This is a genomic window from Pseudoduganella lurida (assembly GCF_007830455.1).
In the GTDB taxonomy this organism is placed as follows: domain Bacteria; phylum Pseudomonadota; class Gammaproteobacteria; order Burkholderiales; family Burkholderiaceae_D; genus Rugamonas; species Rugamonas lurida.
In genome coordinates this window covers 1,152,806-1,166,851 of record NZ_VLLB01000001.1, presented here as the reverse complement: position 1 = coordinate 1,166,851, position 14,046 = coordinate 1,152,806, and the positions used below count along the sequence as shown (strand labels likewise).

Annotated in this window: 14 protein-coding genes; 6 read left to right on the top strand and 8 right to left on the bottom strand. The window is 65.6% G+C overall.

Annotation, left to right across the window (positions count from 1 at the left end):
- Positions 1 to 5 precede the first annotated feature (5 nt).
- Both IP91_RS04985 and IP91_RS04980 read right to left on the bottom strand, forming a co-directional pair.
- The gene (locus IP91_RS04985; RefSeq protein ID WP_145647623.1) at positions 6 to 989 is read right to left on the bottom strand and encodes an FAD binding domain-containing protein; all 984 of its coding nucleotides are present in this window, start codon (positions 987 to 989) and stop codon (positions 6 to 8) included.
- Positions 986 to 1,513, bottom strand: a complete 528-nt coding sequence (locus IP91_RS04980) for a 2Fe-2S iron-sulfur cluster-binding protein (RefSeq protein WP_145647622.1) — start codon at positions 1,511 to 1,513, stop codon at positions 986 to 988. Before IP91_RS04980 ends, IP91_RS04985 begins: the two co-directional genes overlap by 4 nt.
- A 342-nt stretch (positions 1,514 to 1,855) precedes the next feature.
- Between IP91_RS04980 and IP91_RS04975 the strand changes: the two genes are divergently transcribed.
- Both IP91_RS04975 and IP91_RS04970 read left to right on the top strand, forming a co-directional pair.
- Entirely contained in the window at positions 1,856 to 2,038 is a 183-nt protein-coding gene (locus IP91_RS04975; RefSeq protein WP_145647621.1) for a hypothetical protein, read from the top strand.
- A gap of 83 nt (positions 2,039 to 2,121) precedes the next feature.
- Positions 2,122 to 2,772: a zinc ribbon domain-containing protein gene (locus IP91_RS04970; RefSeq protein ID WP_145647620.1), complete on the top strand. Its 651-nt coding sequence runs from the start codon at positions 2,122 to 2,124 to the stop codon at positions 2,770 to 2,772.
- 3 nt (positions 2,773 to 2,775) lie between these two features.
- Here IP91_RS04970 and IP91_RS04965 read toward each other — a convergent pair whose 3' ends face one another.
- On the bottom strand, positions 2,776 to 3,381 hold the full coding sequence (locus IP91_RS04965) for a LysE/ArgO family amino acid transporter (protein WP_307724397.1): 606 nt from the start codon (positions 3,379 to 3,381) through the stop codon (positions 2,776 to 2,778).
- A gap of 120 nt (positions 3,382 to 3,501) precedes the next feature.
- On the opposite strand from IP91_RS04965, the gene IP91_RS04960 reads away from it, so the two are divergent.
- On the top strand, positions 3,502 to 4,395 hold the full coding sequence (locus IP91_RS04960) for a LysR family transcriptional regulator ArgP (RefSeq protein ID WP_145647619.1): 894 nt from the start codon (positions 3,502 to 3,504) through the stop codon (positions 4,393 to 4,395).
- A 120-nt stretch (positions 4,396 to 4,515) separates the two neighbouring features.
- On the opposite strand, the gene IP91_RS04955 is transcribed toward IP91_RS04960, so the two are convergent.
- The gene (locus IP91_RS04955) at positions 4,516 to 5,586 is read right to left on the bottom strand and encodes a type II asparaginase (RefSeq protein ID WP_145647618.1); all 1,071 of its coding nucleotides are present in this window, start codon (positions 5,584 to 5,586) and stop codon (positions 4,516 to 4,518) included.
- Between the two features lie 125 nt (positions 5,587 to 5,711).
- Between IP91_RS04955 and IP91_RS04950 the strand changes: the two genes are divergently transcribed.
- Positions 5,712 to 6,689 (top strand): IS1595 family transposase, encoded by a 978-nt coding sequence (locus IP91_RS04950; RefSeq protein WP_145647617.1) that lies wholly within the window; start codon positions 5,712 to 5,714, stop codon positions 6,687 to 6,689.
- Between the two features lie 136 nt (positions 6,690 to 6,825).
- Here IP91_RS04950 and IP91_RS04945 read toward each other — a convergent pair whose 3' ends face one another.
- Entirely contained in the window at positions 6,826 to 7,356 is a 531-nt protein-coding gene (locus tag IP91_RS04945; protein WP_158643085.1) for an FxDxF family PEP-CTERM protein, read from the bottom strand.
- Positions 7,357 to 7,703: 347 nt separating this feature from the next.
- On the opposite strand from IP91_RS04945, the gene IP91_RS04940 reads away from it, so the two are divergent.
- Both IP91_RS04940 and IP91_RS26170 read left to right on the top strand, forming a co-directional pair.
- Complete coding sequence (locus IP91_RS04940) at positions 7,704 to 8,585, top strand: LysR family transcriptional regulator (protein ID WP_145647615.1); 882 nt, start codon at positions 7,704 to 7,706, stop codon at positions 8,583 to 8,585.
- Between the two features lie 446 nt (positions 8,586 to 9,031).
- Positions 9,032 to 9,205, top strand: coding sequence for a hypothetical protein (locus IP91_RS26170; RefSeq protein WP_199754486.1), 174 nt, complete (start codon positions 9,032 to 9,034; stop codon positions 9,203 to 9,205).
- Between the two features lie 208 nt (positions 9,206 to 9,413).
- Here the strand turns inward: IP91_RS26170 and IP91_RS04935 are convergent, their stop codons facing one another.
- From IP91_RS04935 to IP91_RS04925, 3 genes are all read right to left on the bottom strand, one after another.
- Positions 9,414 to 11,693: an ATP-dependent DNA helicase gene (locus tag IP91_RS04935; RefSeq protein WP_145647614.1), complete on the bottom strand. Its 2,280-nt coding sequence runs from the start codon at positions 11,691 to 11,693 to the stop codon at positions 9,414 to 9,416.
- Positions 11,690 to 13,321: a VRR-NUC domain-containing protein gene (locus IP91_RS04930; RefSeq protein ID WP_145647613.1), complete on the bottom strand. Its 1,632-nt coding sequence runs from the start codon at positions 13,319 to 13,321 to the stop codon at positions 11,690 to 11,692. The genes IP91_RS04935 and IP91_RS04930 overlap by 4 nt, the downstream gene beginning before the upstream one ends.
- A 108-nt stretch (positions 13,322 to 13,429) precedes the next feature.
- On the bottom strand, positions 13,430 to 13,990 hold the full coding sequence (locus IP91_RS04925; RefSeq protein ID WP_145647612.1) for a phasin family protein: 561 nt from the start codon (positions 13,988 to 13,990) through the stop codon (positions 13,430 to 13,432).
- Positions 13,991 to 14,046 lie beyond the last annotated feature (56 nt).

Here is a 14,046-nt window from a genome sequence, read left to right as displayed (position 1 = left end):
TCTCCTCAGGGCCGCGCCGCCAGGCTGCCCAATACGGCAACGACCGTGCGCGTGGCCAGTTCGATCTTGAAGCCGTTGTCGCGCAGGGGACGGGCATGGGCCAGCTCCGCCGCCGCGGCCGCGTGGAAGCGCGCTTCCAATGCCGGCCGGCCCTTGAGCATCCCCTCGGCGATGCGGGCGCGCCAGGGCTTGTGGGCCACGCCGCCCAGCGCCAGCCGCACGTCGCGCACGATGCCGTTCTCGATCTCGATGGCCGCCGCCACCGACACCAGCGCGAACGCATAGCTGGCCCGGTCGCGCACCTTGCGGTAGGCGGAATTGGCGGCGAACGCCAGGGGCGGCAGCTCGATCGCCGTGATCAGTTCGCCCGGCTGCAGCACGGTCTCCACCTCCGGGTGGTCTTCGGGCAGCAGGTGGAAGTCGGTCAGCGGCACGGTGCGCGTACCTTGCGCGCCCTGCAGGTGCACGATCGCATCGAGTGCGGCAAGGGCCACGCACATGTCCGACGGGTGCGTGGCCACGCAGGCCTCGGAGGCACCCAGCACGGCGTGCATGCGGTTGAAGCCGTCCAGTGCGTCGCAGCCCTGCTGCGGCGTGCGCTTGTTGCAGCGGGAGCCGGCGTTGTCGTAGAAGTAGGCGCAGCGGGTGCGCTGCAGCAGGTTGCCGCCCACGGTTGCCATGTTGCGGATCTGCGCCGAGGCGCCTGCCAGGATGGCGCGGGACAGCAGCGGGAAGCGCGCGCGCACCGCGCGGTGCTCGGCCACGGCCGTGTTCTTCGCCGCCGCGCCGATCAGCAGGCTGCCATCGGCGCGCTCCTCGATCGTGTCCGGCAGGCCCGTCACGTCGACCAGGCCGGCCGGCTGTTCCACCGTCTCGCGCATCAGGTCGACGAGGTTGGTGCCGCCGCCCAGGTATTTCGTGCCGGCCGTGCCGGCCAGGTGCACGGCATCGGCCACGTTGGCCGCGCGGGCAAAGGTGAAGGGCGTCATGGTGTCTCCTGCGTGTGGAATTCGGTGACGGCGGCCACGATGCCGTTGTAGGCGCCGCAGCGGCACAGGTTGCCGCTCATGCGCTCGCGCACCTCGTCCTGGCTGAACGCGACGCCGTCGGCCGCGAGGTCCGCCGTCACGTAGCTGGGCACGCCGCGGCGCAGTTCCGCCGCCATGCCCAACGCCGAACACAGCTGGCCGGGCGTGCAGTAGCCGCACTGGAAGCCGTCGTGCTCGACGAAGGCGCGCTGCAGCGGGTGCAAGGTGCCGTCCTGCGCAAGGCCTTCGACGGACGTGATGGTGCGGCCCTGGTACTGCACGGCCAGCGCCAGGCAGGACAGGATGCGTTCGCCATCGACGAGCACGGTGCAGGCACCGCAGGCACCCTGGTTGCAGCCTTTCTTGGTGCCGGACAGGTGCAGGTGCTCGCGCAGGAAATCCAGCAGCGACACGCGCGGGTCGGCCGGCAGGGGCAGCTCGGCACCGTTGATGGTGATCGTGCTGCGGGTGAAGGTATCGGGCATGGGGCTCCTTTCGGACCGGCAGAGGGTCGACATTCGTGCTGAATTCTGTGCTGAAAACGCGTGCTGAAAGTTCGTGCTGAAAACTCGTGCTGAAAACTCGTGCCGGGATTGCCGAGCTGGAAACGCGAGCAGACGGCGGCGCCTAGCGGACGGAAAGTCAGTCATTGAACTTTTACCAAGTTTATCGTCGAGCGCCGGCCCGCGGCGCGCGCTTGCCGGGCCTTGCAAAACCGCACGCTCGTTCACATTTGCTTACGAACGAAACATCGGCGTTGCGCATCGGAGCGCCTTCCAGCCTTAAGCTGGTTCTGCCGGATCGACACCGGCTTTCGAGGAGACCCCATGCAGGAGGACCCAACCATGTGTGAACACCGCACCGACCATACCACCGCCGCCGTCATCGACCGCGCGCTGCGGCTCTGCGATACCGAAGGCATCGATGGGGCCATCCGCTACATGGAGTCCTGCCGCCTCGACCGGCAGGTGATCCTGCGGGTGCTGTGCGGGCCGCGCTTCCACCGTTGAAAGATGTTGTTTTTCCGATAAATCTTTACTGGCTGAACCATTCCCTTCGTATAATCGGTGGCTAGCCAAAACGGAGGAATGGTATGTCGGCGGAAATCCGATTCTCGAGCAATGTCCAGGACCTGAGCAATTCATCGGGGGTCGACGCGGGCTTCCAGTTCGAGTTCTACTGCCAGCGCTGCAACGACCGCTGGCGCACCCGCTTCAGGCCGTATCGCAGCGGCCAGGCGTCCGGCTGGATCCAGAAGGGCGCGAACATGTTCGGCGGGCTGCTGGGTAATGCCAGCACGGTGCTGGGCGGGCTGGCGGAGGCGGGCTGGCATTCGGCGCGCGACGAGGCCTTCACGCAGGCCGTCGCGGACGGCAAGGCGCACTTCAACCGCTGCGGCAACTGCCACGATTACGTCTGCGAGCCGTGCTTCGACAGCGCCAACGGCCTGTGCTTCAATTGCGCGCCCAACGTGCAGGTGGCGATCACCAAGGCGCGCGCCCAGGGCGAGGTACGCAGTGCCTCGGAACGCGCCGGCGTGGAAGGCGAGAGCCGGGGCACGCGTCACGACGTGCAGCAGGAGATGCAACTGGTCTGCTCGCAGTGCCGGGCCGAGACGCATGGCGCGAAATTCTGTCCCGAATGCGGCCACAAGACGGCCCAGCTGACGGCCTGCACGGCCTGCTCCACGATGCTGCAGCCCGGCACGAAGTTCTGCACGGAGTGCGGGCACCGGCAGGCCTGACGATCAGGCGGCGGCGATGCCGTCGAGGATCAGGCCGGCGGCCAGCGTCAGCATGACGGCGCCTGTCAGCGCCTCGATGCATTTCCAGACCAGCGGCCGCGCCAGCACACGGGAGAAACGCGCAGCGCCGAACCCCAGCAGCGTGAACCACAGCAGCGAGGCCGTCATCGCCCCCGCCGAGAATGCCAGCCGCTCGGGTGCCGGGTAGCGGCCGCCGATCGATCCCAGCAGCACCACCGTGTCCAGGTACACGTGCGGATTGAGCAGCGACATCGCCAGCACGGCTGCCAGGGCCGCCGCGGCGGAGGGCAGCGGGGCGTCGGCATCGATCTCCAGGCGGCTGTCCGCCAGCAGGCCGCGCCAGCTGCGCAGCCCGTACCACAGCAGGAAGGCGGCGCCGCCCCAGCGCGCCACGCCCATCAGCGCCGGCGATCCGCCGATCAGCGCGCCCGCCCCGGCCACCCCGGCCGCGATCAGCAGCGCATCGACGAGGATGCAGGTTGCCACCGTCAGCGGCACATGGCTGCGCCGCACCCCCATCCGCAGGACATGGGCATTCTGTGCACCGATCGCCATGATCAGGCTGGCGCCCAGTGCCAGTCCGCTCAAAAATACCGTTCCCGCCATCCTGTCGTCTCCCGTTCAATGGCGGTCATTCTGCAGTAGCAGACCAGTTAAATGAAGCTGCATTAAAATATCTACGGCTTCATTAAATTGACTAAGGTAACGATGGGACTCGACGCCAGGCAATGCGATGCCTTCCTCGCGACGGCGGAGACGGGCAGTTTCGACACCGCGGCATTGCAGCTGCGGATCACGCCCTCCGCTGTCTCCCAGCGCATCGCAGGGCTGGAAATGGCGCTGGGTGCGCCCCTGCTGGTGCGCAGCCGGCCATGCCGTCCGACGGCCACGGGCCAGCGCCTGCTGGTGTACCTGCGCCGAACCCGGCTGCTGGAGCAGGAGTTCCAGGCCGATTTGCGCACCGACCAGTCGGGCCCTCTGCAGATACCCGTCGCAGTCAATAACGACACGCTCGCAACCTGGTTACTGCCGGCCATCGCGCCATTCCTGGCGGCGCAGCGCATGACGCTCGATATCGTACTGGACGAGCAGAATTACACTTATGCGCTGCTGGAGAAAGGACTGGCAGTGGCCGGTATATCGAGCGCGGCGACGGCAATGCGCGGCTGTACCGTCGCGCCATTGGGTTTCATGCGCTACCGGATGGTCGGATCGCCGCAATTCGTGCAACGCTGGTTTTCCGCGGGATTCAATCGCGAAGCGGCAATCCGCGCACCGGTGCTGGTTTTCTCGCGCAAGGACACATTGCAGGCCGATTTCCTGCTGAAGGAATTGGGATTAATGGCGGGCGCCTATCCGGTGCATTATCTGCCCGCCAGCGATCCTTTCCTGCAGGCGGCCCGGCTGGGCATCGGTTACGGCATGCTGCCGTCACAGCAATGCGATGCGCTGGTGGAAACGGGCGAGCTGGTGGATGTCGCCCCGGGCCGCTTCACGGACGTGCCATTGTTCTGGCACGCATGGCGGGTACAGTCGCACGCCCTGGAATTGCTGGGGCGGGAAGTCATCACGGCGGCGGCCAGCCTGTTGCAGCAAGCTTGATACTGGTTCGCTCATGCCAGGGGTTGGCTTGGCAAGCACTGGCGTGTTCCAAATAAAACTTCAAATAAAAAATGCCTGCTGACTTCGGAAGCCGGCAGGCATTTTCATTATCGGTTTACTTCAATACGTATAGAACATGCGCTGGATTTCCGCGGTATTGGTGGTCCTGGTCAATGCCAGCATCAGCAGGATGCGGGCCTTTTGCGGATTGAGCGTATCGGCGGCGATAAAATCCAGCTCGTCGTCATTCGCTTCGCCATTGCGCGCCAGGATACCCTGGCCCACGCGGCTGGCGCGCACGATGATTGTCCCCTTTTTACGCGCGGCAATCAGTGCCGGCTTGACGCGGGCGGCCAGGCTGCCATCGCCGACACCGGCATGGATAATCCCTTTCGCACCGGCAGCCACGAATGCATCGAGGGCGACGGTATTCATGCTGGCATAGCCGTACACGATATCGACCTGCGGCAGCGTATTCACATTGGCGATATCGAATTCCGTGTCGGCCGTATGCCTGCGCGTCGAAGCGCGATAGAAGAATGGCTTGCCGCCCTGGATATAGCCGAGCAGTCCCAATTCCGGCGTGCGGAAGCTGTCCGGTGTGGAGGTATTGGACTTCGTGACGTCACGCGCGGCGTGGATCTGGTCGTTCAGCGCCACCAGCACGCCCTTGCCGACGGCATCGCGGCTGCCGGCCACCAGCACGGCATTGAACAGGTTGATCGGGCCATCGGCGGACAGCGCGGTGGAAGGGCGCATCGCGCCGACCAGCACCACCGGCTTGCGGCTCTTCACGACGAGATCCAGGAAGTAGGCGGTTTCTTCCATCGTGTCGGTGCCGTGCGTGATGACGATCCCGTCGACATCATTCTGCGCCAGCAGCGCATTGACCCGCTTGCCCAGCGTGAGCCAATGCTCGTTCGTCATGCTTTCGCTGGCGATCTGGAAGACCTGCTCGCCCTTCACGTTCGCCACCTCTGCCAGCTCCGGTACCGCTCCGATCAGCTGCTGAACGCCCACCGTCGCGGCCGTGTAGCCCACGGTGGTGGTGCTGCTGGCACCCGTGCCGGCAATCGTGCCGCCGGTGGCAAGGATCATCACATTGGGCAGCTTCTGTGCCTGGGCCGCGGCAGCCAGGCACAGGCAGGTCGCAAGCAGCAGAAAGTGACGGGAAAGCGTTTGGCGCAGCATGGGCATCCTCTCAGAACTTGGCAAAGCAGCATCTTAGCGCATGGCGCTGTCACCCGTACCTGTAGAATGAACTGAACCATTCGCCGGAATACCTGTCTCAACCAATGTTGATGACGGAGGTTCCCATGAACGACGGTGGTTTCATCCACTTTCTCACGCACGTCAAGCAGCAACTGGAGCGCCTGACGGCCGCCCAGCTGGCAACATTGCAGGCAAGCCTGGTGCCTGCGACGATGCTGGCGGCCTGCTTGCAGTTGATCGAGCAACATGGCAACGACTGCCGCATCTGCCCGCACTGCAAGCACCCGCGCACGTATCGGCATGGCTTCTCCTACGGCCTGCAGCGGTATCGATGCTGCGCCTGCCACCGCACCTTCAACAAGCTGACCAACACGCCGCTGGCGTATCTGCGCCTGCGCGGCAAGTGGCTGTCCTTCCTGCAGTGCCTGCTCGATGCCGTGACGGTGCGCGCTGCCGCGGACAAGGTGGCCATCCATCGCAACACCAGCTTTCGCTGGCGCCACCGTTTCCTGCAGTGGGCGAAGGACGACCGGCCCGCCAGGCTGCAGGGCATCGTCGAAGCGGATGAAACCTATCTGCTGGAATCACAGAAGGGCAGCCGGCACCTGACCCGTCCCGCACGGCGCCGCGGCGGCAAAGCCAGGGGGCGCGGCATTTCAAGGGAACTCGATTGCATCCTGGTGGCGCGCGACCGCGGCGGCCGGACGCGCGATTTCGTATGCGGCCGCGGGCCGGTGACGGCGCAGCAATTGCACCAGTATCTGGGGCCTATCCTCCCCGAGGACGTCATGCTGGTCACGGACAGTGCGGCGGCCTATCGCGCCTTCGCCAGCGCAGCCGGACTTCGGCATGAAACCGTGAACCTGCGCGCCGGCGTGCGGGTGCGTGACGCCGTCCACCTGCAAAACATCAACGGCTATCACGGCCGCTTCCATCGCTGGCTGGCGCGCTTCAATGGTGTGGCGAGCCATTATCTGCCGAATTACCTGGGCTGGCGACATGGACTCGAAGGGGCGCGCTGGGCCACCCCGGCCGACTGTCTCGTCGCAGCCCTGGGCCATAATACGGTCGAGTCGGGTTAAGACGGGAGACTTCCACAGGTGCCAGTGACAGCGCCTAGGGCTTAGACGGGTGCGGGTATCCCGCCTGTTTTCATCCGCAGGAGATCCGGACGAAAAAAACCCGCCCGAAGGCGGGTCTTGCGAACGGACCGTGCGATCAGCCCAGTTTGTTGTTCGATTTGCGGCGTGCCGTGAAGGCCAGCAGGCCGATACCGACGCCCAGCATGGCGTAGGTTGCCGGTTCCGGCACCGGCGCCAGCGTCAGGTTGCCGCCATAGGAGCCGCTCTCGGTGCCCGAGATGGTGCGGCCCGTGATGCTGAAGCCGTAGTTGCCGGCGGTCAGGGCGCTGTCCGCCTTGAACGTCACGAAGACGCCTGGCAGGAAGGTCGTGGCGATATCGGTGTGCGAACCGTCGGCGCCCACGGAGAAGAACTGGATATCCGTGATGCCGTAGTTGAACAGCATCTTGCTGTCGAAGCCGGCCAGCGCATTGCCGTAGGCATTCTGGGCGACCGAGTCATCGATCGAGAACAGGAAAGTGTCCGTGAAGCTGGAGGCGCTGTACTCATGCTGGGCGCTGAAGCCGGCACTCGTGCCCTTGAATTCGAGGGTCGACGTGTCGGCCGATGCCGCGCCTGCTGCCAGCATGCCGGCAGTCAGCAGGAGGGAGCCGGCTACCTTGCTCATAAAAGCTTTCTTCATTGTATTACCCCTTGATTCGATTGTTGTGACGAAAGTGTGATTTCGCGTTAGCCACAGGGCAACCGGGATCCGAAGGCCTGTTGAAAATATCAATTTTCATTGTTGCTAACATTGTCAATATAACCTTGATGTCACGTCCTTTTGTTTATTAATGAAATGTGCGACGCAGCAGTTTTGCGGCTTTCAAGGGCAGAGCTGAGGCGACAGCAAAGGTCAAGAAAATATTTTTATTGCTGAGTCGCAGTTTGTTAACAAGAGTGACTGGCTGGCACCGGGCTGTGCCGGGGAGGCGGGCCAGCGAACTCCCGTCACGGCCGTCTTATAATCGCGCCATGCAAATCAATTCGGACGACCTGCACACCTTCGTGGCCGTGGTCGACAGCGGCTCGATCAGCGGCGCTGCCGCCCGGCTGGGGCAAACGACCTCCGGCGTGAGCCGTGCCCTGGCCCGGCTGGAACAGAAACTGCAGTCGTCGCTGCTCACCCGTACCACCCGCCGCATGGAGCTGACGGAGGAGGGCCACCTGCTTCTGGACCAGGCTCGCAGCATCCTCGCCGCGCTCGGGCTGGCCGAGGAATCGCTGCTCGACCGGGACCGGCAGCCGTCCGGCCGGTTGGCCATCGATGCCGCATCACCGTTCATGCTGCACTGCGTGGTACCGCACGTGGCGGAGTTCCGGGCCATGTACCCGGCGATCCGCCTGGAGCTCACCTCCAACGACCGGATTGCCGACCTGATCGAACATCGGACCGACATCGCGATACGTATCGGTGCACTGGCCGATTCGACGCTGCATGCGCGTCCCCTGAGCGCCAGCGCGCTGCACGTGCTGGCCAGTCCCGCTTATCTGGCCAGCCACGCCGTGCCGTCCACTCCTGCGGATTTGGCGCAGCACGCGCTGCTCGGTTTCGTGCAGTACGACGCCGGCAACGTGTGGCCGCTGCGCCATGCCGGCGGCGACAGCCTCGCCGTGACGCCCGCGCTCGCGGCATCGTCGGGTGAAACCCTGCGCCAGCTGGCGCTGGCCGGCCAGGGCATCGCCTGCCTGGCGGATTTCATGACGCGCGCCGACATCGCGGCGGGCCGGCTGGTCCCGGTGCTGGCCGACGCCAACAGCGGCTACCGGCAGCAGATCCACGCTGTTTATTACCGCAACACGCGGCTGGCCCGGCGCATCGGGTGCTTCCTGGAATTCCTGCAAGCGAAGCTGTGAGGCGCTCCGGACGCCTGGTAGGCGCAGTCCCACAGCGGCGCGCGTCAATCCGCCAGGGCTTTTGTACGCCAGCGCACTGTTGCCTGAATGATCTCTTTGTATGATGGCGTCGTGGGATTGATGCACGATGCAAGGTTCGCTGAACCGCGCTGGTTCGCTCATCCGCAGGCAGGCCGGCCGCGCCTCAAGCGCCGGCACCAGAATTCGATCCGGGCAGCGTCACAGCGCCGCTGCCCGGCGGTCCGGCTGCACACCAATGGAGGTCATCATGTTGACGACACAGACAAGCCACCCTTCGAAAGAATCGGTGCGTGCGTACCTTGAGCGCCGGACCAGCGAAGTAGCGCCCCCGCCGGCACCGGAGGAAATCCGCCGGCAGCTCGGCTGGGGTCTTGTGATGTTCGATGAAAAACACGACAGCAGGTCGTGACACCAAGGAGAAAACCATGACGCACCGTATCGGCAACAAGGACATCGCGCAAATGCGCGGCAAGGAAGAAAAAGCACGCGTCCGTGCCTCCAACAAGGCCATGGAAGCCGAAAAGCAGGCCATCGCCCGCGCCAAGTACCGCAACGAAATCAAGGGCCAGAGCCGCCGCGCGGAAGCTGCCGCCGCCTGAGTCCCGTTTCCGCCGTACCCATCAGCCTGCACGCCTCACCGCCTGCAGGCTTTTTTGCGTCCGTACAGCCGAGCCCGTGTCAACATCGGGGCCAGTCACGAAAGTTGACACGGTCTCATCCGTTACACGCGGTTGGCATGTACTGCTCAGTTCGTGTCACTTTTGGTGACTGACCCCGAAGTTGACACGGGCTGGGCAGTAAGGACGTTCAGGCAGGCACGTGCCACCAGGCGGGCAGCAGGGCGCGGATGTCCGGGCGGGCGAAGCGGTCGTCGATCAGGTGCACGGTGCCCTGGTCGGTTGTGGTGCGGATGACGCGGCCGGCCGCCTGGATGACTTTCTGCAGCCCCGGATACAGGTAGGTGTAGTCGTAGCCGGCGCCGAAGATGGCCTGCATGCGCTCGCGGATCCGCTCGTTGACGGGGTTAAGCTGCGGCAGGCCGAGCGTGGCAATGAAGGCGCCGATCAGCCGGGCGCCTGGCAGGTCGATGCCTTCGCCGAACGCGCCGCCCAGCACGGCAAAGCCGATGCCCTGGCTGTCCTCCGTGAAGCGGGCCAGGAAGGCATCGCGACCCGCCTCGTCCATGCGGCGCGGCTGGCGCCAGACCGTCACGTGCGGATGCCGCTCGGCGAACAGGTCGGCCGCCTTGTCCAGGTAATCGAAGCTGCTGAAGAAGGCCAGGTAGTTGCCCGGCGCGTCTTCGTACTGCTGCGCCATCAGCGCGGCGATCGGCGCCAGCGAGCGGTCGCGGTGCTGGTAGCGCGTGGAGATATGGCCGGCGATGTGCACCGTCAGCTGCGCGGCGGCGAACGGTGACGCAACATCGACCCACGCCGTGTTGGCCGGCATGCCCAGCGTATCGGCGTAGTAGTTCCAGGGGCTGAGCGTGGCCGAGAACAGCGCCACGGACCGGGCGGCGGCAAAGCGCGGCTGCAGGAACGGCGCCGGCACGATGTTGCGCAGGCAGAGCACCGAATTGGCGCGCGTGCCGGCACCCGACTTCGTCACGTCGAACAGCGAATGGTCGCCGAAGTGTTCGGCCAGGCGCGTGAAGGCCAGCACGTCGAAATAGAACGCCAGCACGTCGGCATCGAACCAGGCGGGATTCTCGGCCATGTAGTCGCCGATGTCGGTGGCGGCGGTCTGCAGCGCGTTGATGAATTTTTCCGGCAGCGCCGTATAGCCGGTGTAATCCTCGTCCTGCGCCTTTTCCAGTGCGGACCACTGCCGGTGCACCCGGTCGAGCGCCTTGCGCAGCACCTGCGGCGCCGTCTTGCGCAGCAGCCGCAGGCCGGTGTGCTCCAGCTCCGCCGAATACATCTTGCGCGCCCGCGAGACCATGTTGTGCGCCTCGTCGGCCAGCACGCTGACCTTCCAGTCGTTCATCACCGTCAGCGCATACAGCATGGCCGAGACGTCGAAGTAGTAGTTGTAGTCGCCCACGATGACATCCGCCCACCGCACCAGCTCGCTTTGCAGGTAGTACGGGCAGACGTCATGGGCCAGCGCCACGGTGCGCACCGCCGCGCGGTCGAGCATCGGTTCCTGCAACGCCGCACTGCGCGCCGCCGGCAGCCGGTCGTAGAATCCGCGCGCCAGCGGACACGACTCGCCATGGCACGAACGGTCCGGATGCTCGCACGCGGTATTGCGCGCTGCCAGTTCGAGCGTGCGCAGCGGCAGCAGCGGGGCGCTCGCCCGCACGGTGTCGATGGCATCGAGGGCCATCCGCCGCCCCGAGGTTTTCGCGGCCAGGAAGAAGATCTTGTCCAGCCCATGCGCGGGCGCCGCCTTCAGCAGCGGAAACAGGCTGCCCACGCTCTTGCCGATGCCGGTGGGCGCCTGGGCCAGCAGCGCGCAGGAACGAGCGCTGGCCTTGAACATGGCCTCGGACAGTTCGCGCTGGCCGGGCCGGAAATCGGCATGCGGGAAGCGCAGCGCCGTCAGCTGGGCATCCCGTGCCGCCCGGTGCGCCAGCTCCTGTTCGGCCCACGCCACGAAGCGCCCGCACTGCGCCTCGAACAGCGCGCGCAGCGATGCCGCATCATGGTCCTCGGTGAGCCAGGTTTCCTTCTGCGAGGCGACGTCGTAGTAGACCAGCGCGAGCCGCAGCCGCGCCAGCCCGCGCGCCGCGCACAGCAGGTGGCCGTAGACCTTCAGCTGGGCCCAGTGCAGCGCGCGGTGGTTGGCCGGCATGCGATCGAGGTCGCCGCGAAAGGTCTTGATCTCTTCGAGCTGGTTGCGCGCCGGGTCGTAGCCGTCGGCGCGGCCCCGCACATGCAGCGGGCCGCAGTCGCCGGACAGCGCGATCTCCCGTTCATAGGTATCGTCCCGCCGGCTCGTGACGACGCCATGGCCGGCGATGCCTTCCTGGGCCGTCGGCGAAGGCGTGAAGCGCAGGTCCAGGTCGCCCGCCTTGGCGGTGAACTCGCACAGCGCGCGCACGGCCACCGTGTATTTCGCCGGCATCGGAACGGCTGCGCTCATTGCGCCCACTGCAGGTAGCACACGGTGACGGGCATCTGGTGCAGCGCGCAGTAGTCGATCCAGCGCACCTGGTTGTCCTGCAGCCGGTCGCCCGGTCCCTTCACTTCGATCATGTTGTAGCGGCGTTCGGCGGGCCAGAACTGGATCAGGTCCGGGAAGCCCGTGCGGTTCGACTTCACGTCCTGCAGGATGCGCGCGAACGCCTGCTTCAGGTGGGCGGGCGGGATGCAGTGCAGCGCCAGGTCCAGCAGCTCGTCGTTCAGGGCGCCCCAGAACACGAACGGCGACTGGATGCCGTATTTCGTGGCCAGGTTGCGGCGGATCGTGGCCTCGTAGGTGCCGTCATCGAGCTGCGCCAGGCAGGCCGCGAATTGCGCGCTGCGGCGGCGATGGAAGTCGGCGCTGTGCAGGTCCGCCGGGCCGTGGTGGAACGGGTGGAAGAACGCGCCGGGAATCGCGGCGAACACGGCATCCCAGCACAGCAGCCCGAACAGCGAATTGATGAGCGCATTCTCGACATAGAACACCGGCGCCTCGTCCCGGGCCAGGTGGTCGCGCACCACGCCTTCCACCCACCACTCGCCGGAGGGCGGCGGCAGCGCCAGGTCGAGCCGCTGCGGCGCCACCTTGATGGCCGCACTGCGCGGATGCCCCAGCCGCCGTGCCAGGCGCGGTGCCATGCGCAGAAGATGCTGGCGTTCCGCCTCGCTCTCGGGCGCTTGCTGCGCTGCCTGCAGCAGGGCCCAGGCGGCGGCGAACTGCTCGTCCTTTTCCAGCACGCGGATGGCGCGGGCGCGCGCGCCGGGATAGGCGCAATCCCGATAGACCGTGTGGGCACCCGGCCAGTCCTGCAACCGCTCGAGCTGCTGGCCCAGCTGGAACAGCAGCTTGTGGCGGCGGCTATGCAGCCATTCGTTGTCGCCGTTCGGCGGCGGCACGTCCTGCAGCACCTCGAGCGGATGCTCGCCGGCGCCGAAACGCTCGCGGCAGGCGTGCAGCTGCAGGTATTCGTCGATGTCGCGGCGGCTGCGGAAGCCCCGCGCGGACGGTGGAAATTCCACGGTCTCGTAGCGGAACACGCCCAGGTCGGACAGCACGAACTCCGTCCAGTCCTGGTGGTAATTGCCGAAGAAGATCAGGCGCAGCCGGTCGCACAGGGGTTTCGCGACGATGCGCCATACAGAGTCGCCATCGAACCACGCGGAGAATGCCCGCTCGCCGTCATGGCGTGCGCGCAGCGCTTCGAGCTGCAGTTCCTTGCGGGCGGACCGTTCGGACGCGCTCAAGGTGAAGGCGCGGGCGATCTCGGGTTTCAGCAACAGCTCGAACAGTTCGTCCAGCGTGACGACGGGATCGGCCACGATCCACCCGGTATCGGCCAGCGCTGCGGCGGCGGCGCGGGGGCAGCCGATTTCGTCGTAGACCAGTTTGCTGGCGCGGAACAGCTGGCCCTTGCGCATGACCATCCGCACGAACAGTGCGCGCGACGGTTGGGGCAGGGCGGGGAAGGCAGCGATGAAGGCCCGTTCTTCGTCATCGAGCAGGTCGGCATAGCGGATGCCGATCCAGTCGAGCACCTGGTGGAAATTCTCCAGGTAGTAGAACGGGTTTTCCAGGACGGGTTTCATGACGGGCACTGCGGCGGGAACTTATCGTGAGGCTTTGAGGACTGTGTATATATACAGTCTATCCCGTCTCCCGCCGCTTGCCCAGCGTTTTATGGCTTCATTCCCCCTTCAAGGCGGGGTGCCGCCGCCCTGTTGTGCCGCCTTCTGGTCGGCCAGCGTGGCGGCGCGCGCCAGCTGGTCCTCGAACGCCGCCACGGCCTGGCGGGTGGCGCGGGTCACCTGCTCGTAGCCCTGGAAAGCGTTGTCGATTGCCGTCTTGACGATCTGCACGGCGTTTTCCGAACCGGGTGGCACGTTCTTCGTCACGTCGTAGATCAGTGCCGACAGGCTGCTTTTCGCTTCGGCCAGGTGGGCATCCGCCGCGCCGGTGAATTCCTTGTGGATCTCGGAGAGGATCTGGCCCAGCTGCTGGTTGTAGCTGGCCACGTTCGTGAGGTTCTGCATGCGCGCGCTGGCCGCTGCCATGGCAGCCTTCGGATCGGTGACCTGGCCCAGGTCCTTGCCGGCCGCGAGACCGCGCTCCAGGCCGCTTTTCGCGGTGTCGATATTGAGCTGAACCACCTGCTCGATGCCCTGGACCGCCTTGCTGGTCAAGGTGTTGAAGGTTTCGAGCTGGAACGCGAACAGGGTTTTCGTCGCTTGTGCAAACTGCTCGGGATTCTGGAACATGTCTCCTCCGTTTGTGGGTGATGAAAGATTGCCTGCGACTTCATCGGTCGGACGTG

What these genes read in the sequence shown, in the direction of transcription:
- IP91_RS04950 (WP_145647617.1), top strand. Translation starts at nt 5,712, where the DNA reads ATGAACGACGGTGGTTTCATCCACTTTCTCACGCACGTCAAGCAGCAA.
- IP91_RS26170 (WP_199754486.1), top strand. Translation starts at nt 9,032, where the DNA reads ATGACGCACCGTATCGGCAACAAGGACATCGCGCAAATGCGCGGCAAG.
- IP91_RS04960 (WP_145647619.1), top strand. Translation starts at nt 3,502, where the DNA reads ATGGGACTCGACGCCAGGCAATGCGATGCCTTCCTCGCGACGGCGGAG.
- IP91_RS04975 (WP_145647621.1), top strand. Translation starts at nt 1,856, where the DNA reads ATGCAGGAGGACCCAACCATGTGTGAACACCGCACCGACCATACCACC.
- IP91_RS04940 (WP_145647615.1), top strand. Translation starts at nt 7,704, where the DNA reads ATGCAAATCAATTCGGACGACCTGCACACCTTCGTGGCCGTGGTCGAC.
- IP91_RS04930 (WP_145647613.1), bottom strand. Translation starts at nt 13,321, where the DNA reads ATGAAACCCGTCCTGGAAAACCCGTTCTACTACCTGGAGAATTTCCAC.
- IP91_RS04935 (WP_145647614.1), bottom strand. Translation starts at nt 11,693, where the DNA reads ATGAGCGCAGCCGTTCCGATGCCGGCGAAATACACGGTGGCCGTGCGC.
- IP91_RS04945 (WP_158643085.1), bottom strand. Translation starts at nt 7,356, where the DNA reads ATGAGCAAGGTAGCCGGCTCCCTCCTGCTGACTGCCGGCATGCTGGCA.
- IP91_RS04980 (WP_145647622.1), bottom strand. Translation starts at nt 1,513, where the DNA reads ATGCCCGATACCTTCACCCGCAGCACGATCACCATCAACGGTGCCGAG.
- IP91_RS04925 (WP_145647612.1), bottom strand. Translation starts at nt 13,990, where the DNA reads ATGTTCCAGAATCCCGAGCAGTTTGCACAAGCGACGAAAACCCTGTTC.
- IP91_RS04970 (WP_145647620.1), top strand. Translation starts at nt 2,122, where the DNA reads ATGTCGGCGGAAATCCGATTCTCGAGCAATGTCCAGGACCTGAGCAAT.
- IP91_RS04955 (WP_145647618.1), bottom strand. Translation starts at nt 5,586, where the DNA reads ATGCTGCGCCAAACGCTTTCCCGTCACTTTCTGCTGCTTGCGACCTGC.
- IP91_RS04985 (WP_145647623.1), bottom strand. Translation starts at nt 989, where the DNA reads ATGACGCCCTTCACCTTTGCCCGCGCGGCCAACGTGGCCGATGCCGTG.